The 25,713-nt window shown below is 65.1% G+C and carries 24 protein-coding genes; 15 read left to right on the top strand and 9 right to left on the bottom strand.

Features of this window, described 5'->3' with window-relative positions; all coding sequences use genetic code 11:
* A partial coding sequence (locus IAE37_RS10340) for a Bcr/CflA family multidrug efflux MFS transporter (protein WP_328822714.1) occupies positions 1-1,134 on the bottom strand: 1,134 nt, incomplete at its 3' end.
* A 73-nt stretch (positions 1,135-1,207) separates the two neighbouring features.
* On the opposite strand from IAE37_RS10340, the gene IAE37_RS10335 reads away from it, so the two are divergent.
* On the top strand, positions 1,208-2,242 hold the full coding sequence (locus tag IAE37_RS10335; RefSeq protein ID WP_201173051.1) for an MsnO8 family LLM class oxidoreductase: 1,035 nt from the start codon (positions 1,208-1,210) through the stop codon (positions 2,240-2,242).
* On the opposite strand, the gene hpaR (IAE37_RS10330) is transcribed toward IAE37_RS10335, so the two are convergent.
* Together hpaR (IAE37_RS10330) and hpaA are read right to left on the bottom strand one after the other, a co-directional pair.
* Entirely contained in the window at positions 2,239-2,661 is a 423-nt protein-coding gene (gene hpaR, locus IAE37_RS10330) for a homoprotocatechuate degradation operon regulator HpaR (RefSeq protein WP_201173049.1), read from the bottom strand. The genes IAE37_RS10335 and hpaR (IAE37_RS10330) overlap by 4 nt on opposite strands.
* Before the next feature lie 168 nt (positions 2,662-2,829).
* On the bottom strand, positions 2,830-3,762 hold the full coding sequence (gene hpaA / locus IAE37_RS10325; RefSeq protein WP_201173047.1) for a 4-hydroxyphenylacetate catabolism regulatory protein HpaA: 933 nt from the start codon (positions 3,760-3,762) through the stop codon (positions 2,830-2,832).
* A gap of 174 nt (positions 3,763-3,936) precedes the next feature.
* Here hpaA and IAE37_RS10320 point away from each other — a divergent pair, with 174 nt between their 5' ends.
* From IAE37_RS10320 to hpaI, 7 genes are all read left to right on the top strand, one after another.
* Positions 3,937-4,608: a fumarylacetoacetate hydrolase family protein gene (locus IAE37_RS10320; protein ID WP_201173045.1), complete on the top strand. Its 672-nt coding sequence runs from the start codon at positions 3,937-3,939 to the stop codon at positions 4,606-4,608.
* Positions 4,605-5,372, top strand: a complete 768-nt coding sequence (locus IAE37_RS10315) for a fumarylacetoacetate hydrolase family protein (protein WP_201173033.1) — start codon at positions 4,605-4,607, stop codon at positions 5,370-5,372. Before IAE37_RS10320 ends, IAE37_RS10315 begins: the two co-directional genes overlap by 4 nt.
* Before the next feature lie 5 nt (positions 5,373-5,377).
* Positions 5,378-6,838, top strand: a complete 1,461-nt coding sequence (gene hpaE, locus IAE37_RS10310; protein WP_201173070.1) for a 5-carboxymethyl-2-hydroxymuconate semialdehyde dehydrogenase — start codon at positions 5,378-5,380, stop codon at positions 6,836-6,838.
* Between the two features lie 141 nt (positions 6,839-6,979).
* On the top strand, positions 6,980-7,903 hold the full coding sequence (hpaD, locus tag IAE37_RS10305) for a 3,4-dihydroxyphenylacetate 2,3-dioxygenase (RefSeq protein ID WP_201173029.1): 924 nt from the start codon (positions 6,980-6,982) through the stop codon (positions 7,901-7,903).
* Between the two features lie 62 nt (positions 7,904-7,965).
* Positions 7,966-8,376 (top strand): 5-carboxymethyl-2-hydroxymuconate isomerase, encoded by a 411-nt coding sequence (locus IAE37_RS10300; RefSeq protein ID WP_201173027.1) that lies wholly within the window; start codon positions 7,966-7,968, stop codon positions 8,374-8,376.
* 71 nt (positions 8,377-8,447) lie between these two features.
* Positions 8,448-9,251: a 2-oxo-hept-4-ene-1,7-dioate hydratase gene (gene hpaH / locus IAE37_RS10295; protein WP_201173025.1), complete on the top strand. Its 804-nt coding sequence runs from the start codon at positions 8,448-8,450 to the stop codon at positions 9,249-9,251.
* Between the two features lie 10 nt (positions 9,252-9,261).
* Positions 9,262-10,065 carry a 4-hydroxy-2-oxoheptanedioate aldolase gene (gene hpaI / locus IAE37_RS10290; RefSeq protein ID WP_201173023.1) on the top strand — a complete coding sequence of 268 codons (804 nt, stop codon included), beginning with the start codon at positions 9,262-9,264 and terminating at the stop codon, positions 10,063-10,065.
* A gap of 71 nt (positions 10,066-10,136) precedes the next feature.
* Here the strand turns inward: hpaI and IAE37_RS10285 are convergent, their stop codons facing one another.
* The 3 genes from IAE37_RS10285 to hpaR (IAE37_RS10275) form a co-directional block, all read right to left on the bottom strand.
* Positions 10,137-11,069, bottom strand: coding sequence for a p-hydroxyphenylacetate 3-hydroxylase reductase component (locus IAE37_RS10285; protein WP_201173020.1), 933 nt, complete (start codon positions 11,067-11,069; stop codon positions 10,137-10,139).
* A 75-nt stretch (positions 11,070-11,144) separates the two neighbouring features.
* A complete protein-coding gene (locus IAE37_RS10280) occupies positions 11,145-12,314 on the bottom strand; it encodes a p-hydroxyphenylacetate 3-hydroxylase oxygenase component (protein WP_201173017.1) in 1,170 nt (389 codons plus the stop codon).
* 266 nt (positions 12,315-12,580) lie between these two features.
* Entirely contained in the window at positions 12,581-13,003 is a 423-nt protein-coding gene (hpaR, locus tag IAE37_RS10275) for a homoprotocatechuate degradation operon regulator HpaR (RefSeq protein ID WP_201173014.1), read from the bottom strand.
* A 241-nt stretch (positions 13,004-13,244) separates the two neighbouring features.
* Between hpaR (IAE37_RS10275) and IAE37_RS10270 the strand changes: the two genes are divergently transcribed.
* Positions 13,245-14,543, top strand: coding sequence for an NAD(P)/FAD-dependent oxidoreductase (locus tag IAE37_RS10270; protein ID WP_201173011.1), 1,299 nt, complete (start codon positions 13,245-13,247; stop codon positions 14,541-14,543).
* 128 nt (positions 14,544-14,671) lie between these two features.
* Here IAE37_RS10270 and feaR read toward each other — a convergent pair whose 3' ends face one another.
* From feaR to IAE37_RS10255, 3 genes are all read right to left on the bottom strand, one after another.
* A complete protein-coding gene (gene feaR / locus IAE37_RS10265; protein WP_201173009.1) occupies positions 14,672-15,613 on the bottom strand; it encodes a transcriptional regulator FeaR in 942 nt (313 codons plus the stop codon).
* A gap of 114 nt (positions 15,614-15,727) precedes the next feature.
* Positions 15,728-16,312: a DUF3156 family protein gene (locus IAE37_RS10260; protein ID WP_201173007.1), complete on the bottom strand. Its 585-nt coding sequence runs from the start codon at positions 16,310-16,312 to the stop codon at positions 15,728-15,730.
* Complete coding sequence (locus IAE37_RS10255) at positions 16,293-17,789, bottom strand: APC family permease (protein ID WP_201173006.1); 1,497 nt, start codon at positions 17,787-17,789, stop codon at positions 16,293-16,295. The genes IAE37_RS10260 and IAE37_RS10255 overlap by 20 nt, the downstream gene beginning before the upstream one ends.
* 234 nt (positions 17,790-18,023) lie before the next feature.
* Between IAE37_RS10255 and IAE37_RS10250 the strand changes: the two genes are divergently transcribed.
* The 6 genes from IAE37_RS10250 to IAE37_RS10225 all read left to right on the top strand — a co-directional run bounded on the left by IAE37_RS10250 (position 18,024) and on the right by IAE37_RS10225 (position 25,646).
* On the top strand, positions 18,024-19,511 hold the full coding sequence (locus IAE37_RS10250) for an aldehyde dehydrogenase family protein (RefSeq protein ID WP_201173005.1): 1,488 nt from the start codon (positions 18,024-18,026) through the stop codon (positions 19,509-19,511).
* 161 nt (positions 19,512-19,672) lie between these two features.
* The gene (locus IAE37_RS10245) at positions 19,673-20,983 is read left to right on the top strand and encodes an alginate export family protein (protein WP_201173003.1); all 1,311 of its coding nucleotides are present in this window, start codon (positions 19,673-19,675) and stop codon (positions 20,981-20,983) included.
* A 306-nt stretch (positions 20,984-21,289) separates the two neighbouring features.
* Positions 21,290-22,429, top strand: coding sequence for a tyramine oxidase subunit B (locus IAE37_RS10240; RefSeq protein ID WP_201173001.1), 1,140 nt, complete (start codon positions 21,290-21,292; stop codon positions 22,427-22,429).
* Between the two features lie 30 nt (positions 22,430-22,459).
* Positions 22,460-22,882 carry a RidA family protein gene (locus tag IAE37_RS10235; protein WP_201173000.1) on the top strand — a complete coding sequence of 141 codons (423 nt, stop codon included), beginning with the start codon at positions 22,460-22,462 and terminating at the stop codon, positions 22,880-22,882.
* Between the two features lie 55 nt (positions 22,883-22,937).
* Positions 22,938-24,233, top strand: a complete 1,296-nt coding sequence (locus IAE37_RS10230; RefSeq protein ID WP_201172996.1) for an NAD(P)/FAD-dependent oxidoreductase — start codon at positions 22,938-22,940, stop codon at positions 24,231-24,233.
* A 186-nt stretch (positions 24,234-24,419) separates the two neighbouring features.
* Positions 24,420-25,646, top strand: coding sequence for an MFS transporter (locus IAE37_RS10225; RefSeq protein WP_201172993.1), 1,227 nt, complete (start codon positions 24,420-24,422; stop codon positions 25,644-25,646).
* Positions 25,647-25,713 lie beyond the last annotated feature (67 nt).

The raw sequence follows: 25,713 nt of genomic DNA, 5'->3' as shown, positions 1-25,713 counted from the left end.
CCCCAGCCCCGCCCCCGCGATCACCAGGCACATGGGCCTTGGCGAACCATCGGCCAGCGCCCCGACCAACGCACTGAACGCCGCGCCCATGGCGAACTGGGTCGACACCGCCAGGCCCGCGGCAGCACCGGCATTGCCAGGGAACAGCTTCAACAGGCTGGCCACGCAATTGGCCCCCATCAGCCCGGTGACGCTGACATACGCCACCACCAGCACGACGATGCCACTCAAGCCCAACAGCCCAAGTCCCCCTAGAATGCCGAGCCCCAATGCCGCCACCGTGACGATCGCCGCCCCCACACCAAGCATCGCCAACGGCCCCAGCCGCCCGACCAAGCGCGCATTGAGAAGGGTCACCACGATCACCCCGACGATGTTCAGTGCGAACAGCCAGCCATAGCCATGGGGCGAGACACCGAAGTACTCGATGTACACATACGGCGAGGCGGTGATGAAGGCGAACATGCCGCCGAACGACAAGCCCATGCACAAGATGAACGCCAGCGCCTGAGTGTTGCGTGCGATATGCCAGTAACCACCCAGCGCCGCCCCGAGCGAGCCCGTGCGCTTGTCGGCCGGATGGGTCTCGGGAATGCACCACAGGCTGGCGACCAGGCAGATCGCAGCAAAGCAGAACAGCCCAGCAAAAATGGTCCGCCAGCCATGCAGCAACATCAGGAAGCTGCCCGCCAAGGGCGCGACCAGGGTGGCGAGCATGGTCACCAGGTGCATCAGCGAAAGGATCCGCGCCGCCTCGTTCAAGGCGAACAGGTCGCGCACGATGGCCCGCGCCAACACCGCGGCGGCGGCGCCACCCACGCCTTGCAGGAAGCGCCAGGCGATCAACTGCTCGATAGTGCCCGCCAGCAGGCAGCCGATGGTCGCGCCCAGGTACAGCAGCATGCCCCACAGCAGCACCGGCCTGCGCCCATATCGGTCGGCGCTCGGGCCATGGAACAGCATGCCCAGGCACAGCCCGGCGAGGAACACGCCAATGGTCAATTGCACACGGGTGGCATCGGCAGCCAGGTCCTGGGCGATGGTTGGCAGGCTCGGCAGGTAGGTATCGATCGACAGCGGGGCGAACGCGACCAGCGCGGCCAACAGGACGATCAAGCGATGAGGGTTGCTCAAGCAAGGTGCTCCACGACGATTAATTCGATAACATCTTAACATTCGTCGGCGACTGTACCAAAATAGTTAACACTTGAATGAATCAACCGAGACGGTACCGCCTGTGACCTTGCGCCTGACAGTGATCGACCAAACACCCGTGCACGAGCACTACACCCTGGCCAGTGCGCCCATGGCCTCGCTGGCGCTGGCCCAGGCCTGCGAGCGCCTGGGCTACCACCGCTACTGGTTGGCCGAGCATCACAACAGCATCCAGTTCGCCGGGGCCGCGCCCGAGATCCTCCTCACTCGCATCGCCAGCGCCACCGAACGCATGCGCGTGGGCAGCGGCGGCGTCATGCTCAGCCACTACAGCCCATACAAGGTCGCCGAAACCTTCGCCCTGCTCGCCGGCCTGTTCCCTGGACGCATCGACCTGGGCATCGGCCGCGCGCCGGGCGGCAGCCACTTGAGCAGCATTGCGCTGGCGTCGCCGGGCGAGATCCCCGAACACGATCACTTCCCCCAGCAGGCTGCCGAGTTGTGCGCGTTCCTGCGCGGCGACTTCCCGGCCGGGCATCCCTATGCCGCCCTCGCCTGCCAGGTGGACCCCGCAGCCATGCCATCGCTGTGGATGCTCGGCTCTGGCGGGGGCAGCTCGAAGTTGGCCGGCCAACTGGGCATGGGCCTGGCGCTGGCGCAGTTCATTGCCCCCGGTGTCTGTTCACCGGCCATTTTCGAACAGCACGCACAGGCCTGGCGCCCGGCTGGGCAGGCCGATACACCGCCACGCCTGCTGGCAGTAGCGGCTATCTGCGCAGATTCGGACGAACAGGCGCGTTTCATCGCTGGCACCGCGGTGTACCGCAAGATGAGCGCAGGCCGAGGCCCGCGTGAAGCACTGCTCAGCCCGGAGCAGGTGCAGCAGCGCTATGCGCGAATGAGCTCAGGAGAACGCGCCGAGTTCGACCAGACACTGGGCGCCATGGTGGTCGGCTCGGCGCAGACCTGCCGCAGCAGGCTCCAGGCCTTCGCCAGGGACTTCGGCTGCGAGGAAATCGGCATCGTCACCGTCACCCACCGCTTCGAGGATCGGCTGCGCAGCTATGAGCTGCTGGCCAGCGTCTAAGGCGCGATGCGCTTGAGGTCGTTCAACAACGCCATCAACTGCTGCAGCTTGTCTTCGCCGAACTGCGCCTGGATCTTGCGGTAGTTGGCTTCCATCCCTTCGCGCATCGCCGCGAAGCAAGCCTGGCCATTGTCGGTCAAGGTCACGAACACCCGGCGCTGGTCCTCGGGGGCCTTGCGCCGGCTGACCATGCCGTCGCGCTCCAGGCGGCCGAGCACCCCAGTCATGCTCGGCTTGAGGATGCACGCCAGGTGCGCCAGCTGATGGCTTTCCAGCTCGCCCTGCTGATGCAAGATGCGGATCACCCGCCATTGCTGCTCGGTCAGATCATGCTCGTTGAGCAACGGCCTGAAAAATGCCATCGCGGCCTCTCGGGCCTGCAGCAGGCTGAGCGTCAGCGAAGGTTGTGTCCTGATCATCGGTGGAGCCTGTGCAGGTAGGTACGAGTGCCAAGATTAGGCGCATCGGGCCACGCCGGCAACCACCCGGGCGCCCTGCCCCAGCCATGGAAAGTGCAAGCTGATCCACGGAAAACCCATTCAAGGCCGCCCGGCAAGGTGCGAGCATCACTGGCAAACAACGCCAAGCTAGCCAGGTGCAACGACGTGGCCATTTCCCTGCAACTCCGCCTGCCGCTGCCGGAATTCGCCAGGCGTGAGCTTGGCATAGCGGTTGAAGAACCGGCTGAAGTAGGCCGGGTCCTTGAAGCCGAGCTGGTAGCAGATTTCGTTCACCGAACTGCCGGAGAACAGCAGCAGGCGCTTGGCCTCCTGCATCAGCCGCTCCAGCACCAGGCGCTTGGACGGCAGGTCGGCGATGCGCCGGCACACATCGTTGAGCCGCGCCTCGGTCACGCCGATCTGCTGGGCGTAGCGCGCCAGCGGCCAGTGCTCGAGGTAGTGCGCCTCGATCAGGGCGTTGAAGCGGTGGAAGATCTTCAAGTCCTCGTGCCGGGCCGGCGTGGCTTCCTGCGAGTTGGGGCACAGCCGCAGCAGGCTGACCATGATCAACCGGGTGAGCGACTGCAACGCCGCCTCGCGCCCCGGATGGGGGCTGGCGAACTCATCGCTGAGCGCCTCCAACCAGTGCTCCAGGCGCCGCGCCTCGGCCTGGTCGGCCAGCGGCACCTTGCCCAGCGCCACGCAGGCCGGCCGCACCTGCATCCCCGCCGGCAGCAGGCTGGGGTCCGCCTCGATCAGTTGCCACACCAATTGCTGGCGCACCGTCAGCACGTGCCCGTCGCTATCGGCTTCGGTGACGAAGGAATGCGGCACCGTCGGCGGCGTGAAAAAGAACATCGGCGCCGACTCGATGAACTGCTGGTCGTCCAGGTACACCCGCACCGTGCCGGACTTGATGTAGTGCACCTGGAAGAACCGGTCATGGCGATGCACCGGCATGTTGCGCCCGAAGAACCCGGCCAGGTTGCCGAGCCGGTCGTAATGCACCTCGCTGTCGCTGTAGCGCTGGTCGTAGACCTGACCGATGTTGATGTTCGGGATGGGGTGCCGATCGCTCATCACTGCTTGCTCGCTAATCGCTTGACCGAGTTGACCAGGCCCCATGGTGCACCTGCCACGCAGCGGTTGCCACCGTCGGAAGCCTTGACGTTCGTTAACATCTTAATTATAACGTTAACACATTAACAATATGACTGGGCGGCGCCTGCTACCCACCACTGCCAGGAGAGAAGCATGAGCCATGCCTTGCATGACGTTGCGAACGGCACCTTGTTCGGCGTAGCGCTGAACTACAACGGTCTGCTGCAGCAACGTCTGGCCGAGTTCGAACAGCCGCCGTACAAACAGGCCCCGGTCAAGCCGGTGCTGTTCATCAAGACCCCCAACACCCGCAACGCCCATGGCGCGGATGTGATCCAGCCTGCTGGCGAGCGCCTGCAGCCCGGCCCAGCCCTGGGTGTGGTGATCGGCAAGGACGCCAGCCGGGTGAGCGCCGCCGATGCCCTGGCCCACGTGGCCGGCTATACCATCGTCAACGAATACAGCCTGCCGGAAGACAGCTACTACCGCCCGGCGGTGAAAGCCAAGTGCCGTGACGGCTTCTGCGCCATCGGCCCCGAGCTGGTGCCGGTAGCGGCCATCGCCGACCCGCACCAGCTGACCCTGAAGCTCTACGTCAACGGCGTGGTGGTGCAGGAAAACACCACCGCCAACCTGGTGCGTGGCATTCCCCAGCTGATCGCCGAGCTCAGCGAGTTCATGACCCTGCACGCCGGTGACGTGCTGATCACCGGCACCCCCGAGGGCCGTGTCGACGTGCACCCGGGCGATCACGTCGAAGTCGAGATCACAGGCCTTGGCCGCCTGGCGAACACCATCGTCGCCGAGTCGGAGGACCAGGCATGAAGCACGCACGCATCCGTTATGAAGGCAATGTCCACAGCGTCACCGTCGAAGCCGACAACGCCGTACGCCTGGCCGATGGCCGGCTGCTGGCCGAGCATCAGGTCGAGTGGCTGCCACCGGCCACCGGCAGCATGTTCGCCCTGGGCCTGAACTACGCCGACCACGCCCGCGAACTGGCCTTCACCCCGCCCACCGAGCCGCTGGCCTTCATCAAGTCGCCGGGCACCTACACCGGCCACGGCCAGGTCACCTGGCGTCCGGACAACGTCGAGTACATGCACTACGAGTGCGAGTTGGTGGCGGTCATCGGCAAGCCGGCGAAAAACGTCAAGCGCGAAGATGCCCTGGCCTACGTCGCCGGCTACACCGTGTGCAACGACTACGCCATCCGCGACTACCTCGAGAACTACTACCGCCCCAACCTGCGTGTGAAGAACCGCGACGCCACCACCCCGGTCGGCCCGTGGATCGTCGATGCCGCCGAAGTGCCGGACGTGAGCAACCTCAAGCTGCGCACCTGGATCAACGGCGAGCTGAAGCAGGAAGGCACCACCGCGGATATGATCTTCGACATTCCGTACCTGATCGAATACTTCTCCAGCTTCATGACCCTGCAACCGGGCGACATGATCGCCACCGGCACCCCGGAAGGCCTGGCCGACGTGGTGCCGGGCGATGAAGTGGTGGTGGAAGTGGAAGGCGTGGGCCGGCTGGTCAACCGAATCGTCAGCGAAGCTGATTTCTTCAAGAACAACAAGGCATGAGCAGCATGATCAAGCACTGGATCAACGGCCGTGAGGTCGAAAGCAAAGACACCTTCGTCAACTACAACCCGGCCACCGGCGACGCCATCTGCGAAGTCGCCAGCGGCGGTGCCGAAGAAGTCGCCCAGGCCGTGGCCGCGGCCAAGGAAGCCTTCCCCAAGTGGGCCAACACCCCGGCCAAGGAACGTGCCCGGCTGATGCGCAAGCTGGGTGAGCTGATCGACCAGAACGTGCCGAAGCTGGCGGAGCTCGAGACCCTGGACACCGGCCTGCCGATCCACCAGACCAAGAACGTGCTGATTCCGCGTGCCTCGCACAACTTCGACTTCTTCGCCGAAGTCTGTACGCGCATGGACGGCCACTCCTATCCGGTCGACGACCAGATGCTCAACTACACCCTGTACCAGCCGGTGGGTGTGTGTGGCCTGGTGAGCCCGTGGAACGTACCGTTCATGACCGCCACCTGGAAGACCGCGCCCTGCCTGGCGCTGGGCAACACCGCGGTGCTGAAGATGAGCGAGCTGTCGCCGCTGACCGCCAACGAGCTGGGCCGCCTGGCCGTCGAGGCCGGCATTCCCAACGGCGTGCTGAACGTGATCCAGGGCTACGGCGCCACCGCCGGTGACGCCCTGGTGCGCCACCCGGACGTACGCGCCATTTCCTTCACCGGCGGCACTGCCACGGGTCGCAAGATCATGCAGACCGCCGGCTTGAAGAAGTACTCGATGGAGCTGGGCGGCAAGTCGCCGGTGCTGATCTTCGAGGACGCCGACCTCGAGCGCGCCCTGGACGCCGCGCTGTTCACCATCTTCTCGCTCAACGGCGAGCGCTGCACCGCCGGCAGCCGGATCTTCATCCAGGAAAGCGTGTACCCGCAGTTCGTCGCCGAGTTCGCCGCCCGCGCCAAGCGCCTGATCGTCGGTGACCCGACCGATCCGAAGACCCAAGTAGGCTCGATGATCACCCAGCAGCACTACGACAAGGTCACCGGCTACATCAAGATCGGCATCGAGGAAGGCGCACGCCTGGTCGCAGGTGGCCTGGAGCGCCCGGCGAATCTGCCGGCGCACCTGGCCAAGGGGCAGTTCATCCAGCCCACCGTGTTCGCCGACGTGAACAACAAGATGCGCATCGCCCAGGAAGAAATCTTCGGCCCGGTGGTCTGCCTGATCCCGTTCAAGGACGAAGCCGAGGCGCTGCAACTGGCCAACGACACCGAGTACGGCCTGGCCTCGTACATCTGGACCCAGGACATCGGCAAAGCCCACCGCCTGGCCCGAGGCATCGAGGCCGGCATGGTGTTCATCAACAGCCAGAACGTGCGCGACCTGCGCCAGCCGTTTGGTGGCGTGAAAGGTTCCGGTACCGGCCGTGAAGGCGGACAATACAGCTTCGAAGTGTTCGCCGAGATCAAGAACGTGTGCATTTCCATGGGTAGCCACCACATCCCTCGCTGGGGGGTGTAAAGCCTCCAGGTAGGGCGGGTAACCCTGTGGGAGCGGGCTTGCCCGCGAACACCGGCAAAGCCGGTGCCATCCACCGCGGTGATTTTTTCGCGGGCAAGCCCGCTCCCACACGATAACAACAACTGCTTACCGGAGATTCCCATGGGCAAACTCGCTCTCGCTGCCAAGATTACCCATGTACCGTCCATGTACCTGTCCGAACTGCCGGGCCCACGCCAGGGTTTCCGCCAGGCCGCCATCGACGGGCACTACGAGATCAGCCGCCGCTGCCGTGAGCTGGGTGTGGACACCATCGTCGTGTTCGACACCCACTGGCTGGTCAACGCCAATTACCATGTGCTGTGCGGGCCGCACTTCGAGGGCGTGTACACCAGCAACGAACTGCCGCACTTCATCAGCAACATGCCCTACGCGTTCCCCGGCAACACCGAGCTGGGCAAACTGCTGGCCGAGGCGTGCAACCGCTTCGACGTCGAGACCATGGCCCACCATGCCACCACCCTGGGCCCGGAGTACGGCACCCTGGTACCGATGCGCTACATGAACCAGGACCAGCACTTCAAGGTGATCTCGGTCTCGGCGCTGTGCACCTCGCACTACCTGGCCGACAGCGCGCGCCTCGGCTGGGCCATGCGCAAGGCCATCGAAGACCACTACGACGGCACCGTGGCGTTTCTCGCCAGCGGCTCGCTGTCGCACCGCTTCGCCCAGAACGGCCAGGCACCGGACTTCGCCACCAAGGTCTGGAGCCCGTTCCTGGAAACCCTCGACCACCGCGTGGTGCAGATGTGGGAAAACGCCGAATGGGACGCCTTCTGCGGAATGCTCCCGGAGTATGCGGCCAAGGGCCACGGCGAAGGCTTCATGCACGACACCGCGATGCTGCTCGGCGCCCTGGGCTGGTCGAAGTACGACGGCAGGGCCGAAGTGGTCACGCCCTACTTCGGCTCGTCGGGTACCGGCCAGATCAATGCGATCTTCCCGGTCACCCCGCAGGATGGCTCGGCCATTCCACCCGCACAGGCCGCCAACCCGGCCGATGTGGTGTCCACCAGCCGCCTGTAATCTGCATACGCCCGGTCGCCCTCGCGGGTGGCCGGGTGTTGCTCCTGACGAGGACTCCCGTCATGCCCCACCTGGTTCTGCTCTATACCCCCGACCTGGAACGCGACGCAGACATCCCCGGGCTGTGTCGCGCCCTGGCCGACAGCATGCTCGAACAACGCGACGAGGCCGGCAAAGCCGTATTCCCCACCGGCGGCACCCGCGTGCTGGCCTACCCGGCCGCGCACTGCGCCGTGGCCGACGGCAAGGGCGAGTACGGTTTCCTCTACGCCAACCTGCGCATGGGCAGCGGCCGCAGCACCACAGTGCACAAGGCGGTCGGCGACAGCCTGCTGCAGGTGCTCAAGGCCCGCCTCGACGGGCTGCTGCAGCAGCGCCCGATCGGCCTCACCCTGCAGATCGACGAAAGCGCCCAGCAGGTCTTCGATGCCAAGCACAGCAGCTTGCATCCGCTGTTCAACCGTTCGCTCTGAAGCCCCTTTTGCGCGTGGCCTGCCGCCAACTGCGACGGCAGCCACCGCCCACCTATAGCGAGATACCCACCATGCTTGACAACGCTTTCATCCAACAGGCGGCCGAACGCCTCGACCAGGCCGAGCGCAGCCGCGAGCAGGTGCGCCAGTTCTCCCTGGAACAACCGGCCATCACCATCGAAGACGCCTACGCCATCCAGCGCGCCTGGGTCGCCAGGAAGATCGCCTCCGGGCGCAAGCTGGTCGGCCACAAGATCGGCCTGACCTCGCGCGCCATGCAGGTCTCGTCGAACATCACCGAGCCCGACTACGGCGCCCTGCTCGACGACATGCTGTTCGACGAAGGCACCGACATCCCGTTCGAGCGCTTCATCGTGCCGCGGGTCGAGGTCGAGCTGGCGTTTATCCTCGGCAAGCCGCTCAAGGGTCCCAACGTGACCGTGTTCGACGTGCTGGACGCCACCGAGTGGGTGATTCCGGCCCTGGAGATCATCGATGCGCGGATCCAGCAGATCGACCCACAGACCCAGACCACGCGCAAGGTCTTCGATACCATTTCCGACAACGCCGCCAATGCCGGCGTGGTCATGGGTGGGCGCGCCGTGCGCCCCACCGAGATCGACCTGCGCAAGGTGCCGGCGGTGCTCTACCGCAATGGCGTGATCGAGGAGTCCGGGGTCAGCGCCGCCGTGCTCAATCACCCGGCAAAAGGCGTCGCCTGGTTGGCCAACAAGCTGGCCCCGTACGACATCACCCTGGAGCCTGGCCAGATCATCCTCGGCGGTTCGTTCACCCGCCCGGTGGCTGCGCGCCCCGGCGACACCTTCCACGTCGACTACGACATGCTCGGCTCGATTGCCTGCCGTTTCGTTTGAGGAACCTGCCATGGACATGCCCATCAACACCTTCAAGCAGCGCCTGCGCAGCGGCCAGGCACAAATCGGCCTGTGGCTGGGCCTGGCCGATGCCTATTGCGCAGAGCTTGCCGCCAATGCCGGTTTCGACTGGCTGCTGATCGACGGCGAGCATGCCCCCAACGACCTGCGCGGCATGCTCGCGCAGTTGCAGGCAGTGGCGCCCTACCCCAGCCAGCCAGTGATTCGCCCGGTGATCGGCGATACCGCGCTGATCAAGCAAGTGCTGGATATCGGCGCGCAGACACTGCTGGTACCGATGGTCGAGAGCGCCGAACAGGCGAGCCAGCTGGTCAAGGCCGTGCACTACCCGCCCAAGGGTGTGCGTGGCGTGGGCAGCGCCCTGGCGCGGGCCTCGCGCTGGAACAGCATCCCGGGGTACCTCGACCAGGCCGACGCGCAGATGTGCCTGCTGGTGCAGATCGAGAACATGGAAGGCCTGGCCAACCTGGACGAGATCGTCGCGGTCGACGGCGTAGATGGTGTGTTCATCGGCCCGGCCGACCTCAGCGCCGCCATGGGCCACCGTGGCAACCCCGGGCACCCAGAGGTGCAGGCAGCGATCGAGGACGCCATCGTGCGCATCGGCAAGGCTGGCAAGGCGGCGGGGATTCTCAGCGCCGACGAGAAGCTAGCGCGGCGCTACATCGAGCTGGGTGCGGCCTTTGTTGCGGTAGGGGTCGATACTACGGTGCTGATGCGTGGGTTGCAGGCGCTGGCAGGGAAGTTCAAGGGTGTGCCGGCGTCCGCCAGCTCTGCAGGTGGCGTTTACTGATAGGAAGCGCTCCTACACCTGAACAGCAAAACGGCGCCTGATGGGCGCCGTTTTCGTTGCCAGCGAGGCCCTTACATCTGGATGACCGCCTTGAGTACGGTCTTGAACGTATCCATCTGCTCGGCACTGAACTGCCCGAATACCTTGTCCTGCTGTTCCTGGGCAATGGTCCACAGCGCCTCGGTTTCATCCACACCCTTGACCGACAACCGCACCCGTCCATCGTCGTCGGCGATCAGTCCTTTGCGCTTGAGATTGGCCACCGCCTCCTCGATCTCGCGGGCCGGCATCGCCACCTCGCGCTGCAGGTCGTTCAGGCTCAGGCCGGCATCGTTCTCCAGCACCATCAGCATGCGCGCCTCGCTGGTACGCAGGCCGGTGCACAGCTGGCGCGGCTGGTAGTCGGCCTGGTAGGTACGCAGGGCCTGGGTCATCAGGTAGTAAAGGTTGTGCTGCAGGCGGCCCTGGAAGTGACTGCTCGGCGCCTGGCCTTCGGCGCGCTGGGTCATGCGGGTGTGCGGCAGCACCATCGAGTAGGCACCCTGGTGGTACAGCAGCGGCGAGCGACCGAAGTCATCGAAGGCCACTACCTTGCCGACCAGGATCCAGTGGTCGCCCCCGTCGAGCTGCTGGAACTTCTCGCACTGGAAGCGCGCCGAGCAGTCGGCGAACAGCGGTGCACCGCCTGCGCCTTGCTCGTAGTCGATGCCGGCAAACCGGTCTTCCTTGGGCCGGGCGAAGTTGTTCGACAGGTCGATCTGGTCGGCGGCCAGGATGTTCACGGCAAAGTGCGAGGCTTCCTCGAACACTTCATGGCTGGTCGAGCGCTTGTCGATGCTCCAGAGGATCAGCGCCGGGTCCAGCGACACCGAGTTGAAGCTGTTGGCGGTGACGCCGACCTTGCGGCCGCTGGGCCCGGCAGCGGTGACCACGGTGACGCCAGTGGCGAAATTGCCCAGGGCGCGGCGGAAGGCACGGGTATCGAAATCGGTTGGATTGGACATGCAAGACTCCCAGGCAGGCAAGGCGGCCTGCCCTCTTCGTTTTTGTGGTTGTGTCGGGATCGGCCAGGTGCTGGCTCAGACCATCGCCGGATCAGGCTCCAGGCCCATCAGCTCGCGGCCGAGGATCTGTGCGCAGACGTCGTAGTCGGTGTAGGCATGGGCACCGGTCATGTGCGAATCGCGGAACAGCCGCTGTAGCTCGTTGCTCTCGAACCAGGCACCGCCGCCAGCGGCTTCCATCAGGCGATCGACCGCCTGGATGCACATTTTCACCGCGTAGCCCTGGTTGGTGCGCCAGAACGCCAGGGTCCCGCGCGAGGGGTATGCATGACGCTCACTGTGCTCGGCAATCTCGTCCCAGCTCTTTTCCAGCAGCGCCCGCGCGGCAGCCACCTGGTGGGTCGACTCGGCCAGGCGCATCAGCGCCGGGGTGGCAGCACCGACCGCAGCTCCGGTGTAGGCGCGCACACGGTTGCGGGTCTTCTCGCGGAACACCTCCAGCATGCGCTCGGCAACGCCGAGGCTGACCGTGGAGAAACCACTGGCGAAGTACGGACGATACGGGGCGAAGAAGATCTTGCTGTCCGGGTACAAGCCAAAGCCCGCCGACTTGCCTTCCATCATGTCCTTGGCCTTCTGGATGCGGTGCTCGGGTACGAACGCATCCTTGACGATCAGGGTCTTGCTGCCGCTGCCGCGCATGCCGACCGCGTACCAGTCGTCGCGGATTTCATAGTCGCTGCGCGGCAGTACCGCGAAGCAATAGTCCTGGGTGCCTTCGGCGTTTGGCCGACGGAAGCCGAGGATGGCCCACTCGGCATGGTCGCAGCCCGAACTCCAGCCCATCTCGCCACTGAAGCTCACGCCACCCTCGACTTCCGTGATGCGACCGAACGGCGCGATGCTGCTGCTGGCGGTGGCGTCCGGGTCGTCACCCCAGACGTCCTGCTGCAGCTTGGGCGAGAACATCGCCATCTGGTGACTGTGGGTGCACAGCAGGCTCATGGCCCATGCGGTGCTGGCGCAAGCGCCGGCCAGCAGGGCGATGCACTGGGCGAACTGTGGCAGGGAGATCTCCAGGCCGCCGTACTGCTTGGGCAGGAACGCCCGATGCAGGCCGATGCTCTTGAGCAAGGCGATGTTCTCTGCCGGGACGCTGCGATTCTGCTCCGCACGCATGGCATTGGCGGCAATGGTCGGCAGGATAGCCTTGAGATCTTCCAGCAGGGGATTTGGCTTTTTCATGAACGGTCTCTTTATTATTGGATAGTCAGCGTGCTGGCCCAGCACTGCACCAGGCAGCCGAGAAATCTCGATGACGCGTTCAGTATGTGGCGATGGATGAGGCCGAGAAATGCACGTTCCGAGGGTAAAATTGCACTTTCCATGGTTTGCCCGCAGGGCCTGCCGCCCTGTAGCGCTGATGGATACCGACCCCGGCGTAAAGCCTCGCCGCTGAAAGATTTTCGACGAATCGCCGTCGCTCACCACGGGCGCTGGCGCCCAGCGGGTCACGGCTTGATCTTTTTCATCTCGTCGAGCAGCTGCATCAACTGCTGCAGCTTGTCCTCGCCGAACTGAGCGAGGATGCGCTCGTAGTTGCGGCCCATTTCCTCGCTCATCGCCAGGAACGCCTGCTGGCCTTTGACCGTCAGGCTGATGAACACCCGCCGCTGGTCCTCCGGCGACTTGCGCCGGCCGACGATGCCGTCGCGCTCCAGGCGCTTGAGCACGCCGCTCATGCTCGGCTTGAGGATGCACGCCAGCTCGGCCAGTTGGTGGCTTTCCAATTCGCCCTTCTGGCGCAGGATGCGAATCACCCGCCATTGCTGCTCGGTCAGGTCATGGGCGTTCAGGGCCGGGCGAAAGAACGCCATGGTGGCTTCGCGCGCTTGCAACAAAGTGAGCGTCAGGGAAGGTCTTGGTGTGGTCATGCTGGCTCATGCATCGTGGTGGAAAAGCGTGCTGGCGAGTATGCCAGCACGCGTTCATTAATACATTAACCAAATCACGAAAAGTACGTCATCGCCGCACCTATGCGGCTGAATGGCAGGCTAGTTAAACTGGCTGTCAGGCTCGGGCAAGACGTCTACCCATAGTCAGGTGCTCAATGACCCGGAGCGCCAGCCCCCACCGCAACGGCCCTATCACAACTCCAATTCAGCAGGCTGCGTCATGATCACCGTCGAGACCCCGACCTACTACTCAGCGACCAAGAAGTACAACCTGAGCTTCCCCACCCTGGAAGACGATATCGAAGCCGATGTCGTGGTCATCGGCGGCGGCTTCTCGGGGATCAACACAGCCCTCGAGCTGGCAGAAAAAGGCATCACCGATATCGTCGTGCTCGAGGCGCGCTACCTGAGCTTTGGCGGTACGGGGCGCAACGGTGGGCAGATCATGGCCGGCATCGGCCACGACCTCGAGAAGATCAGGCGCAGTGTCGGCGACCAGGGCCTGAAGCAGATCTTCGAGATCAGCGAACTGGGTGCCGGCATCATCAAGGAGCGCATCGCGCGCTACGCCATCGATGCCGACTTCTGCCATGGCTACGGCTACATGGGTTTCAACCGCCGTCAGGAACAGACCCTGCGCGCCTGGGAAAAAGACTTCAAGGCCATCAACAGCCACGACGAAATCCGCTTCCTGGGCGGCTCGGAAGTACGCCAGATCATCGGCAGCGATGCCTACAGCAGTGCCCTGCTGCACATGGGCGGCGGCCACGTGCACTCGCTCAACCTGCTGCTCGGCGAAGCCCAGGCCCTGATCGGCCACGGCGCGCGCATCTTCGAGCACAGCCCAGCGCTGGAAGTGACCTACGGCGAGCGCATCAAGGTGCGCACCGGCCGTGGTTCGGTGCGCGCCAGCAAGCTGCTGTGGGCTTGCGACAGCTTCCTCAACAAGCTGGAGCCGGAGCTGCACGCGCGCACCATCAACACCTACGCCTTCCAGCTCATGACCGAGCCGCTGTCGGACGAAATGATCCAGCGCATCAGCCCGATCCGTGGCGCCTACAGCGACATCCGCCCGGTCATCGACTACTACCGGGTCACCCGCGAGAACCGCTTGCTGTTCGGTGCCGCCACCCCCTTCGTCGAACACATTCCACTGGACCTCAAGGCCTGGAACCGGGCGTTGATGCTGAAGATCTTCCCCTACCTCAAGGACGTGCGCATCGACCTCGCCTGGGGCGGCCCGATGGCCACCAGCGCCAACCTGTTCCCGCAGATCGGCACCTTGACCGGACGCCCCAATGCGTTCTACGTGCAGGGGTATTCCGGCTTTGGCGTCACACCCAGCCATATCATTTGCAAGATTCTCGCGGAGGGCATGCATGAAGGGTCGTCGCGTTATGACCTGATCAGCTCGGTCAAGCATGCGCGGATCCTCGGCAAGGACCACCTGCGCCCACTGCTGCTGACTGCCGGCAAGACCGTGCACCAGCTCTCAGGTTATTTCAACGGCCGCCGCTGAGTTTACATGGCACGGGCTTCGCCCGTGTTCGCGGGTAAACCCGCTCCTACAGGGTGGTGTCGTTTACCCGCGAACACAGGCGGAGCCTGTGCCATGCAGCGCGCTAGCCGCCAAAGGTGCGAGCGCGCTCACACCATCGCCTGCGCCCGAAAATCCTTCGGCGACTGCTCGAAGTGCTTCTTGAACGACCGGCTGAAATGCGCCGAATCGGTGAAACCCCATTTGTAGGCGATCGAGGTGATCGACTCGCTGCGGAAAAACGGATTGGCCAGGTCATCGGCACTGCGCTGCAAGCGGGCCCGCTGGATATAGCGGCACACGCTGTCGCCCTGCTCCTCGAACAACCGGTACAAGTGCCGCACGGAAATGTTCAAGCGCCCCGCCAGGCTGGTAGGGGTCAACCCAGGTTGCGACAGTGACTCGTCGATCACCTGCTGCACGTATTGGCGCAGGTTAGCGCCGCTCAGGCTGGAAAAATGGCAGGCGCTGGCATTACCGCGCTCGAAGCCCGGTTCGAGCAAAGCGATGAAGGCGCTTTGCAACGCTTCGCCAGTGGCGCCGTCATCGGCCGCACTGCCTTCGTTGCACAACTGGTCCATCAGCATGTGCAACATGCGCCCGCAGGCATTGGTCGAGGAGATCTTGCCGAACATCACGCCGTTGCCCTGCACATGCTTGCGCACCTGCTCGCGCGGCAAGGCCAGCGAGACATGCTCGATCAGGCCACTGGGGTTGATTTCGCACTGCCCGACCGAATCCATCAGCAGCAGCTCGCCCGGTGCCAAGCTGACGTGGGCGCCACCCTGGGCGACGCTGGAATGCCCGGTGCGCTGGAACACCAGGAAGCAGTGCTGGTCATCGTCAAGGGCGGGGTTCTCGCCGAGGCGGCGGATCTTGCCGGCGTTGGTGCGCAGGTTGGCCACCGGCAGGCCGGCGCGCAAACCGGCCGACACTTCACCGATGAACAACGAATGATTGGAGGCGAGTTGGGTCTCGAAACGGCCGCAGATCTGCTGCATGGCCATGGTCCAGCTTTCCAGTCCCTGGCGGTCGGATTGATGTTGATGCATGGCTGCCCTCGACACGAAGCTTGTTGTTATGGGCGCATTGATAACATGTTAACTATGCACGCACAACTGTCATATTCGGTCGAAAGCAGTAGCAAAGGGAGTGCCAGGAATGGCTCAGATTCGTTGCAGCGCCTCACTGAAGCAGGCCAGGCTGGCCAGCAGATGCTCGCGCTGCTCGGGGCTGACCTTGATGTAGCGACGAAACGCCGGCAGCCGGTTCACCACTTCACTGCCCCCCATGTGTTCCAAGGCCAGGTGCCACTGGCCGTCGCGGCATTCCAGGGCCAGGCGCTTGAAGTCCAGCGGCATCAGCGCTGCCAGCAATGCCGCTTCATCCAGCAGATGCTCGCGCACCTGGGTGAAACGCTGGCGGTCGCCGCCACGGTAGACCACGCTCACACCGGTCCGGCGAATCGTACCCGCATGGCGCAGTTCCAGACGCACCTCGCCCCGTTGCAGGGCAGGCACGCAGAGCTGGAACTCGCACGTCACCACGTGCATCAGCAAGTGCGCCTCGACCCGCTCGCGGACCACGGCGTGCCAACCTTGCTCGCGCGCATCGAGCACACCCAGCGCCGGCTCCGGCCGCGCCATCGGCAGCGGCCCGAGGTTGCGCCCCAGGTGCCCGAGGGTGACCCCGGGCCGGTAACCTGCTGGCGCACGCGGCGCCAGCAGGCGTTCACGCAAACGTCTGATCATGCTGCAAGTGCTCCACCACATGGCCAGGTTCGGCGGCGAATTCCTTCGCCAGCACATCCTCGACCCGCGCCGGCTTGAACGGGTTGACCTTCTGTACCACCAGCGTCCAGAACAGCGCATAGGCAGCGGTGCCCCCCAGCATGATGGCGAACGGCACATAGATGTCGGCCGGATTCATCCCCGGCGGGGTAATGAAGGCCATGCCGATCAGGATGCCCACGCTCGATACCACCTGCGGCAGTGGGAACAGCGGCGAGCGGTAGGCCCGTGGCAGGTCCGGGCGGCGAATGCGCAGGATCACCACCGACAAGGTCACCAGCAGGTAGGCCGTGCTCCAGGCACACACCGCCGCCAGCACCAGGTGCAGGATATTGTCCGGGTTGCCGCCCAGGTACCAGGCGTGCAGGCAAGGGATCAGCGCCACCACCAGGATGCACAGCAGCGGCGTCTTGAAGCGCGGGTGCAGGTAGGTGAAGACCTTGGGCAGCGCGCCATCGACCGCCATGCCGTAGAGAATGCGCGGCACGCCCGCCATCAGGGTGTTGATGGTGGCGGCGCCGGCGAACAGGAAGCCGATGCCCAGCCACACTGGGCCGATGTCGCCCATCACCTGCTCGGCGAAGCGCGGAATGGCCATGGGCGTGTCCAGCAAGTGCACACCGGTGGCGGCATCGAGCACCACGTTTTCCACCTGGCGCTTCATTGCCGCGCCATAGATGAACATGCAACTGGCCACGCCGAACAGGCCCAGCGCCATCGCCCGTGGCAGCACCCAGGCCGAACGACGCAGCTCCGGCGCCAGTGGCGTGACGAATTCGCAACCGACGAACATGAACATGGCCATGCCGATCAGCGAAAGAATGGTCATCAGGTCGGTACCCACCAGCGAGACACCGAACGGCCCGTCCAGCTCCACCGCCGGGGCGGCAATCAGGCCGAGCACACCGAACACCATCAGGGTGGTCCACATGCCGAAGGTGAGGATCACCTCGGCGCGGCTGAAGGCGCTGACGCCAAAGGCGTTGAGCACCGCGAACGACAACACGAAGACCACCCCCAGCAGCCATGAGCCACCGGCGGACTCGGCCAGGGTATTGAGGTGCTCGAAGTTCACCAGCGCCATCACGCCAGACAAGATCGTCTCGGCGGTGCCGGCGAACACATGCACGATCAGGTACGCCGACAGCGTGCCGGTGATAGCGAAGAACCGGCCCATGCCGCAGTTGATGTAGTCGTAGACCGAGCCCGTGGTCGGCAGGATCGAAGCAGCCTCGGCGAAGGTGGTCGACTGCGCCAGCATCATCAGTGCGGCGATGACCATGGCGATGGCGAAGGCGCTGCCACCGATACCGAAGCCCATGGTCGCGGTGAGGATCACCGGGCTGGCCATGATCAGCCCGACGGTACTGGCCAGCGCAGTGGGGAAGCCGACACTGCCCCGGTTGAGATGCTCGGTGAGCTTGTTGTTGAGTGACATGGTGATGCCCCGGCTTGTTTTTATGGCGTTGAACGAATGATCACTGTGCGCCACGGGTCGCCTGGCGTCTTGCCAATGGCTGCCGCAGTCCTTGCCGCTGCGTGCCAGCGCGCACTCGCTTGCTGGCAGCCACAGTCATGCCCCTGTCACGCAGACGCAAGAACCTGCCCTGCCCGCTCTCTATGCTCGATGCTTTGGCAGCCTGTCGGCCGCCCTCTGCCTCCCGGAGTTCGCATGAGCGACATCACTTTGCTCCCTGCCGTCACGTCCTTCCTGGCCCGCGAGCACGGCCTGTTCATCGATGGCCACAACCTGGCCAGCCAGGGCAACGCGAAAATCGCCGTGGTCAACCCGGCCAACGGCCAGGTCATCGCCCAGATCAGCGACGCTACCCAGGCCGACGTCGATCAGGCCGTGGCCTCGGCGCGCCAAGGCTTCAAAACCTGGTCGCGCACCAGCCCCGCCGCTCGCGCCGCCGTGCTGTTCAAGCTGGCCGACCTGCTGGAAGCCCACCGCGAGGAACTGGCGCAACTGGAAACCCTGCAGTCGGGCAAGCTGATCGGCATCTCCCGCGCCTTCGAGGTGGAACAGGCCGCACACTTCCTGCGCTACTACGCCGGATGGGCGACCAAGATCACCGGCCAGACCATCACCCCCTCCCTGCCCTCGTTCGCCGGCGAGCGCTATACCGCCTACACCCTGCGCGAGCCGATCGGCGTGGTGGTCGGCATCGTGCCCTGGAACTTCGCCACCATGATCGCCATCTGGAAGCTGGCCTCGGCGCTGACCACCGGTTGCAGCATCATCATCAAGCCCAGCGAATTCACCCCGCTGACGCTGCTGCGCATTGCCGAACTGGCCAGCGAAGCCGGCCTGCCGGCGGGTGCGCTGAACGTGCTTACAGGGGGCGGCGCGGTGGGCAAGGCGCTGATCGAGCACCCAGGCACCGACAAGGTGTCGTTCACCGGCTCCGTACCCACGGGCATCGCCGTCGGCCAGGCCGCCATGGGCGCCAAGCTCACCCGGGCGACGCTGGAGCTGGGCGGCAAGAACGCAGTGGCCTTCCTGCCGGATGTTGGCATCGACAAAGCCGTCGACGGCATCATCGAGGCCGGCTTCCTCCATTCGGGGCAGATCTGCGCCGCAGGCGAGCGCTTCTACGTGCACCGCTCGCGCATCGAACCCCTGCTCGAGGCCCTGTCGCAGCGCCTGGGCCAATTGAAGATCGGCTCGCCGCTGGACGAAACGACCCAGTTCGGCCCGGTGGCCAACAAGCCACACCAGCAGAAGCTCGCCGAGCTGTTCGCCATCGCCCGCCGCGAGGGCAGCCAGATCATCCACGGTGGGCGCATCGGCGACGGCCCGGGATGCTTCGTCGAGCCCACGGTGATCCTCGCCAACTCGGCCAGCGACACCCTGCTCAACCAGGAAACCTTCGGCCCGGTGGCGACCTTCCTGCCCTACGACAGCGAGGAAGAACTGCTGCAGCTGATGAACGCCTCGCCCTACGGCCTGAGCGCCAGCCTGTGGACCAACGACCTGGGCAAGGCCATGCGCCTGATCCCGGAAATCCAGGCCGGCACGCTGTGGGTCAACATGCACACCCTGCTCGACCCGGCCGTGCCCTTTGGCGGGGTCAAGGCCTCGGGCATCGGTCGGGAGTTCGGTTCGGCGTTCATCGATGATTTCACCGAGTTGAAGTCGGTGATGATGCGTTACTGAGCAACCGCCCGCTCCTCCCCCTCCTGGCCAGGGCGTACAAGCGCCTTGGCAGCGAGGGACAAGACCTTGCCCGCTCCGACAAGCGCTAATAGCAGGTCGCCGCCAACCGCGACGGCACTCGCGCCAACGGAGTGCCCACGAATAACAACGAGGGATGTGCAATGGTCAAACCGCAAACGCTGTCCACCCTGGCCCTGGCGACGCTACTCGCCAGCCAGGCCGCGCCGGCCTACGAGCTCTACGCCGACGACGACAGCCACCTGAACGCCGACATGCTCGCCGTGTGGGGCATGTTCAACAGCCGCAAGAACTACGATGGCACCACCGGGGGCTCGACCTGGCGCGAGGGCTTCATCAAGTACGGGCTGAGCGGCGACCAGGGCTTGGCCGGCAATGGCACGCTGTATGGCGGTCTGAACTGGGTGAGTTCGGCCACCTGGGGCGATGGCGATGCGGGCGGTTTCACCGACGGCTCCGAACGCACCACCAAGATCGAGGACGCCTACCTGGGCTGGCGTTCGGGCGATCTGTTCCCGCTACTGGGCCAGGATGGCGTGGATGTGTCCGGCGGGCGCCAGGTGGTGACCTTGGGCAATGGCTTCCTGCTCAACGACGACGGCCCCAACCTGGGCAAGGGCGTAGCCGATGGAGCCTTGAACCGAGGCGGTGCCTACTACCTGGCCGCCCGTCATGCCTTCGATCGCACTGCCGTGCTGAAGCTCGGCGGCACGGATGGTCTGCACGGCAGCCTGCTGTGGCTCAAGTCCGACAACCGCGCCCAGGCCGAAACCGAACTGGCCGCCGGCACCCTGGACTACACCCATGCCCTGGGCACCCTGGGCCTGACCTGGATCCACGGCATCGACGTCACCGACCAATGGGCCAGCGAGTTCCAGAAGGCCCGCGAGGGCATGGACGTCTACAGCCTGCGCGGCGAAGGCAACGCCGGCATCGAGAACGCCAGCTTCGCCTTCGAGTACGCCTGGCAGGACAAGCGCGGCGGCCCGGAGCAGGCCTGGTACGTGCAAGCCGGGTATACCTTCGCCCACCTGCCGTGGGCGCCACAGCTGACCTATCGCTATACCCGTTACTCGGCAGAGTGGGACTCGCTGTTCAGCGGCCTTTCCAGTGGTTACGGCACCTGGTTCCAGGGTGAGGTGGCCGCCAACTATGCAGGGCCCTTCAACAGCAACACCGGCATCCACCACGTGGGGCTGAAGGCGACGCCGCTGGAAAACCTCACGGTCGGCGCGCTGTATTTCGACTTCGATACCGTGCGCACCCGCGACGCGCTGAATCTCGATGCGCGGGAGCTGGATTTCTATCTGGAATGGGCGGTGAACGAGCACCTGATCATCAGCCCGTTGGTGGGGTTCTACCAGCCGCGCAAGGATGAGAGCAACGGGGGGAATCAGGTGGGTGGCAATGGCACCAATGTGTATAGCCAGTTGACGGTGGCTGTGCCGTTTTGAGTGGGGCGTGTGCTTGAGATTTGCGCCGGCGCTTCGCGGTGTTCGACTCAAGAGGTGCATCGTCGCTGAGATCGAGCGCCGCGCGGGCGGCGCTCGATCTCACAGGCACAGCAAATACCCCGACGAACGCACCCCATGTCACGCAGCGACAACCCGCCTGGCACGCTCGCACAAGATTACCTACCGGTCGTTAGCGAAACTGCGCCTAGCTTCCAGGTACCTGATCACCCTCCTTGCGAGCGAAGCACAACAACAACACCCATCGCGGCGGCGCCTGTGCGTGCCGCCCGCGCAGTGAGACCCGCTATGACCCTCGACACCCGCATCGACTTCATCTACCTCTCCGAACAGGACATGATCCGCGCCGGCGTCACCGACATGCCCGCCTGCGTCGATACCATGGAAGAAATGTTCGGCCTGCTGTATCACGGCGATTACCGCATGGCCGGCCCCAACAGCGATTCCCATGGCGCGATGATCACCTTCCCCGAGCATTCGCCGTTCCCCACCATGCCCAAGCCCACAGCCGACCGTCGCATGATGGCGATGCCCGCCTACCTGGGCGGCAACTTCCAGACCGCCGGCGCCAAGTGGTATGGCTCGAACATCGCCAACCGCGACAAAGGCCTGCCGCGCTCGATCCTCATGCTCACCCTCAACGACGCCGACACCGGCGCGCCGCTGGCGCACATGTCGGCCAACCTGCTCTCGGCCTACCGCACCGGCGCGATTCCCGGCGTCGGCGCCCGCCACCTGGCGCGCAAGGACTCCAAGGTCATCGGCCTCGCCGGCCCTGGCGTGATGGGCAAGACCACCGTGGCCGCCTTCATGGCCGTGTGCCCGCAAGTCGACACCCTGAAACTCAAAGGCCGCGGCCAGAAGAACCTCGACGCGTTCGTCAGCTGGGTGAAGGAACACTACCCACAGATCACCACCATCGAGGTGGTGCAGACCCTGGAAGAAGTGGTGCGCGGCTCGGACCTGGTCAGCTACTGCAGCTCCGGAGAAGTGGGCGATCCGTCGCAATACCCGCTGGTACGTCGTGAGTGGGTCAAGCCCGGCGCCTTCCTGGCCATGCCCGCGCCATGCAGCATCGATGCTGGCATGGAGCAGGCCGACGTGCGCAAGGTGGTCGACAACACCGGCCTCTACGAAGCCTGGTTCGAGGAACTGCCCAAGCCTGCGCACAACCACGTGCCGCTGGTGGGCGTGCGCTTCATGGACATGATCGCCGAAGGCACGCTGCACCCCGAGCAGGTCGAGGATATCGGCAAGATCATCGCCGGCGATGCGCCGGGCCGTCTCAATGATGAGGAAATCATCCTCATGTCGGTCGGCGGCATGCCGGTCGAAGACGTGGCCTGGGGCACCGTGGTGTATCGCAATGCCCTCGAGCGCGGTATCGGCGTGAAACTCAACCTCTGGGAAACCCCGGTTCTCAGCTAACCCTGCACACGTATCCACAAGGAGTTTCACATGACCCAGATCACCAAACTCAAGACCGGCTCCAAGTTCGAGGACATGGCCAGCTATTCCCGCCTGGTGGCGGTGGACAACTGGATCTACGTGTCCAACACTGCCGGACGCAACCCGCAGACACAACTGATCGCCGAAGACGTGATCGAGCAGTTGCACCAGGTGTTCGCCAACATCGAAACCGCCCTCGCCGCAGTGGATGCGAGCCTGGCCGATGTCGTCTGCTCGCGGGTGTTCATCCAGGAGCCGGCCGACGTACCACGGGTGATGGAGGCCATCGGCGAGAAATTCCGCGGCATCGACCCGGCCACCACGGTCACCTGCCCGCCGCTCGGCTCGACCATCTACAAGGTCGAGCTGGAGGTCACCGCCTACCGCGGCGCCTCGCGCGCCGAGGTGTCGCTGATCCGCCTGGGCCAGTGACGGCTCGTGCCGTCGCCGAGCAACCGCACGTTCCACTTACCGCCTGAGTAAAGCCATGTCTCCTGTGATCGACCCTGTACACACCGCTACCCGCCACCCGGACGCCACCACCGTGGTGATCATCGGTGGCGGCATCATCGGCCTCACCGCCGCGCTGACGCTCGCCGAGCGCAACATTCCGGTGGTGGTGCTGGAGAAGGGTCGCATCGCCGGCGAGCAGTCGTCGCGCAACCTCGGCTGGGTGCGCAAGACCAACCGCCACGCTCCCGACATCCCCATGGCCCTGGCAGCCGACCGGCTGTGGGCAGAAATGCCCCAACGCGTGGGCAGCGACGTGGGCTACCGCCAGGCCGGGATCATGTTCGTCGGCCGCAACGACGCGCAGATGGGCATGCACGAAGGCTGGCTGAAGAGCGTCGAACACCTGGGCCTGGACTCGCGCCTGCTGAGCAACCGCGAGATCGGCCAATTGGTGCCCGGTGGGCGCAGCGATTGGGCGGGTGGCCTGTACACGCCGTCGGATGCCCGTGCCGAACCGACCCTGGCCTCGAGCGCGATTGCCCGCGCCGCCATGGCCAAGGGCGCGCTGATCGTCGAAAACTGTGCGGTGCGCACCCTGGTGACAGCCGCTGGCCGGGTCAGTGGCGTGGTCACCGAGCAAGGCGAGATCCGCTGCGACCAGGTGCTGCTGGCGGGCGGCCTGTGGTCGCGCAAGTTCCTCGGCAACCTCAAGATCAACCTGCCGACGCTGCCACTGACCTGCTCGGTGCTGCGTACCGAACCGATGGAGGGGCCGACCGACATCGCCGTCGGCGCGCCGGATTTCTCCTTCCGCAAGCACAAGGATGGCGGTTTCATCATCACCCAGCGCGGCAAGCTGGACGCCTTCCTGACGCTCGACCACCTGCTGCTGGGCACGCGTTTCCTGCCGCAACTGCGGGCGCAGAGGGACTTCCTGAAGATCAGCTTCGGCAAGTATTTCTTCAAGGACCTGGCCCTGGCGCGCAGCTGGAATGCCTCGCAGGTGTCGCCGTTCGAACGGGTCCGGGTTCAGGACCCTGCCGCCAACACCACCCTGAACGATGACGCACTGCGCAACCTGCGGGCGGCCTGGCCCGTCTTCGAGCAGGCGCGCATCGCCTCGGCCTGGGCCGGCACCATCGATGTGACACCGGACTCCAACCCGATCATCGGCCCCGTCGCCAGCGTGCCGGGCCTGACGTTGGCCACCGGCTTCTCCGGGCACGGCTTCGGCACTTCGCCAGCGGCCGGGCAACTGGCGGCGGACCTGGTGTCGCAGCAAGCGCCATTGATCGACCCGAGCCCGTATCGGTTCGAGCGGTTCGCCTGAAAGCCCGGAAGCAGTTACGTGCAACTCATGGGATCGAGCGCCAAGTTCGATCCCATCAATCCCGCTGATGATTACTATCGAAGCGCCCACCTCTTCCCTCCCCAGCCACCTCCCCTACAATCCCCTCACGATTCTCCCCGCTCCATTCGCCTGCCCCAGGCGCCATCCCCCTTGGAACCCGATACCATGCCAAGCCCGAACCCGGCCGCTCCCGGCCTCCCTCACGACAATCAACGCAGCGTCAGGCAGCAATGGCTGGCGATTCTCTCGGTCGCCGTCGGCGCCTTCGCCCTGGTCACCAGCGAATTCCTCCCGGTGGGCGTGCTCAACGATGTCGCCAGCGACCTGGGCATCAGTGCCGGCCACGCCGGGTTGATGGTCACCCTGCCCGGCATCATGGCCGCGCTCGCCGCCCCCCTGCTGTCGGTAGGCATCGGCGCGCTGGACCGCCGCTACCTGCTGGTCGGCCTGACGCTGATCATGATCATCGCCAACGCGGTGGTGGCCTATGCCAGCGACTTCAACCTGCTGCTGTTCGGCCGCGTACTGCTGGGCATCAGCATCGGTGGCTTCTGGGCCACGGCCATCGCCCTCAGCGGGCGCCTGGCACCCAAGGGCGTGGGGGTCGCCCAGGCCACCTCGATCATCATGGTCGGCGTGACCCTGGCCACCGTGCTGGGCGTGCCCGTCGGCACTTGGCTCAGTGGCCTGATGGGCTGGCGCATGACGTTCCTGGTCACCGCGGCGCTGGGCGTGCCGGTGCTGCTGGCGCAGGTGTTGCTGCTGCCGCGGCTCGCCCCGGACAAGGCCATTCGCATCAGCGACCTGCCGGCACTGTTCATCAACCCGCAAGCCCGGGTGGGGCTGATCGCCGTGCTGCTGATCGGCCTGGCGCACTTTTCCGCGTACACCTATGTGGCGCCCTTCTTCAAGGAGCGCGCCGGCTTCGATGGGCCGACCATCGGCTCGCTGCTGTTGCTGTACGGCGTGGCCGGGGTGCTGGGCAACGTCTTCGCTGGCTTCGCCGCCAACCGCAGCGTGCGCCACACCCTGCTGCTGGTCGGCCTGATGATCGCCACCAGTACCGCGCTGTTCCCCTACTTCGCCACCGGCATGACCGGCGCGGCGATGCTGATCGCGCTGTGGGGCTTCGCCTTCGGCGCCTTCCCGGCCTGCGCCAGCATCTGGATGTTCGTGGTCGCGCCCAAGGACGTCGAGCGCGGCATGCCGCTGTTCGTGGCGATGTTCCAGGTGATCATTGCGCTGGGATCGTTCTTCGGCGGGCGCATCGTCGACCAGATGGGCAGCTCGGTGTTGCTGAGCCTGGCCACCGCCCTGGTCGGTTGCGGGATCGTCACCGTGCTGGTGCTGGGCCGCAACGTCAGCAACAGCCTGGCGGCCCAGCCCGGCTGACGCGCGGGTTTGCCCGATGGCGAACGTTCCGACTAAGCTGGCCACAGGGCTCAGGGAGGAACGATTC

Source organism: Pseudomonas sp. S31, from assembly GCF_016648105.1.
In the GTDB taxonomy this organism is placed as follows: Bacteria; Pseudomonadota; Gammaproteobacteria; order Pseudomonadales; family Pseudomonadaceae; genus Aquipseudomonas.
Note: the sequence above shows the minus strand (reverse complement) of the source record. Positions and strands in the feature narration are given on the sequence as shown.

What these genes read in the sequence shown, in the direction of transcription:
- IAE37_RS10235 (WP_201173000.1), top strand. Translation starts at nt 22,460, where the DNA reads ATGACCCAGATCACCAAACTCAAGACCGGCTCCAAGTTCGAGGACATG.
- IAE37_RS10240 (WP_201173001.1), top strand. Translation starts at nt 21,290, where the DNA reads ATGACCCTCGACACCCGCATCGACTTCATCTACCTCTCCGAACAGGAC.
- IAE37_RS10280 (WP_201173017.1), bottom strand. Translation starts at nt 12,314, where the DNA reads ATGAAAAAGCCAAATCCCCTGCTGGAAGATCTCAAGGCTATCCTGCCG.
- IAE37_RS10225 (WP_201172993.1), top strand. Translation starts at nt 24,420, where the DNA reads ATGCCAAGCCCGAACCCGGCCGCTCCCGGCCTCCCTCACGACAATCAA.
- IAE37_RS10270 (WP_201173011.1), top strand. Translation starts at nt 13,245, where the DNA reads ATGATCACCGTCGAGACCCCGACCTACTACTCAGCGACCAAGAAGTAC.
- IAE37_RS10250 (WP_201173005.1), top strand. Translation starts at nt 18,024, where the DNA reads ATGAGCGACATCACTTTGCTCCCTGCCGTCACGTCCTTCCTGGCCCGC.
- hpaD (WP_201173029.1), top strand. Translation starts at nt 6,980, where the DNA reads ATGGGCAAACTCGCTCTCGCTGCCAAGATTACCCATGTACCGTCCATG.
- hpaR (WP_201173049.1), bottom strand. Translation starts at nt 2,661, where the DNA reads ATGATCAGGACACAACCTTCGCTGACGCTCAGCCTGCTGCAGGCCCGA.
- IAE37_RS10315 (WP_201173033.1), top strand. Translation starts at nt 4,605, where the DNA reads ATGAAGCACGCACGCATCCGTTATGAAGGCAATGTCCACAGCGTCACC.
- hpaI (WP_201173023.1), top strand. Translation starts at nt 9,262, where the DNA reads ATGGACATGCCCATCAACACCTTCAAGCAGCGCCTGCGCAGCGGCCAG.
- IAE37_RS10255 (WP_201173006.1), bottom strand. Translation starts at nt 17,789, where the DNA reads ATGTCACTCAACAACAAGCTCACCGAGCATCTCAACCGGGGCAGTGTC.
- hpaR (WP_201173014.1), bottom strand. Translation starts at nt 13,003, where the DNA reads ATGACCACACCAAGACCTTCCCTGACGCTCACTTTGTTGCAAGCGCGC.
- IAE37_RS10320 (WP_201173045.1), top strand. Translation starts at nt 3,937, where the DNA reads ATGAGCCATGCCTTGCATGACGTTGCGAACGGCACCTTGTTCGGCGTA.
- IAE37_RS10230 (WP_201172996.1), top strand. Translation starts at nt 22,938, where the DNA reads ATGTCTCCTGTGATCGACCCTGTACACACCGCTACCCGCCACCCGGAC.
- IAE37_RS10300 (WP_201173027.1), top strand. Translation starts at nt 7,966, where the DNA reads ATGCCCCACCTGGTTCTGCTCTATACCCCCGACCTGGAACGCGACGCA.
- IAE37_RS10285 (WP_201173020.1), bottom strand. Translation starts at nt 11,069, where the DNA reads ATGTCCAATCCAACCGATTTCGATACCCGTGCCTTCCGCCGCGCCCTG.
- IAE37_RS10260 (WP_201173007.1), bottom strand. Translation starts at nt 16,312, where the DNA reads ATGATCAGACGTTTGCGTGAACGCCTGCTGGCGCCGCGTGCGCCAGCA.
- hpaH (WP_201173025.1), top strand. Translation starts at nt 8,448, where the DNA reads ATGCTTGACAACGCTTTCATCCAACAGGCGGCCGAACGCCTCGACCAG.
- IAE37_RS10245 (WP_201173003.1), top strand. Translation starts at nt 19,673, where the DNA reads ATGGTCAAACCGCAAACGCTGTCCACCCTGGCCCTGGCGACGCTACTC.
- hpaA (WP_201173047.1), bottom strand. Translation starts at nt 3,762, where the DNA reads ATGAGCGATCGGCACCCCATCCCGAACATCAACATCGGTCAGGTCTAC.
- hpaE (WP_201173070.1), top strand. Translation starts at nt 5,378, where the DNA reads ATGATCAAGCACTGGATCAACGGCCGTGAGGTCGAAAGCAAAGACACC.
- feaR (WP_201173009.1), bottom strand. Translation starts at nt 15,613, where the DNA reads ATGCATCAACATCAATCCGACCGCCAGGGACTGGAAAGCTGGACCATG.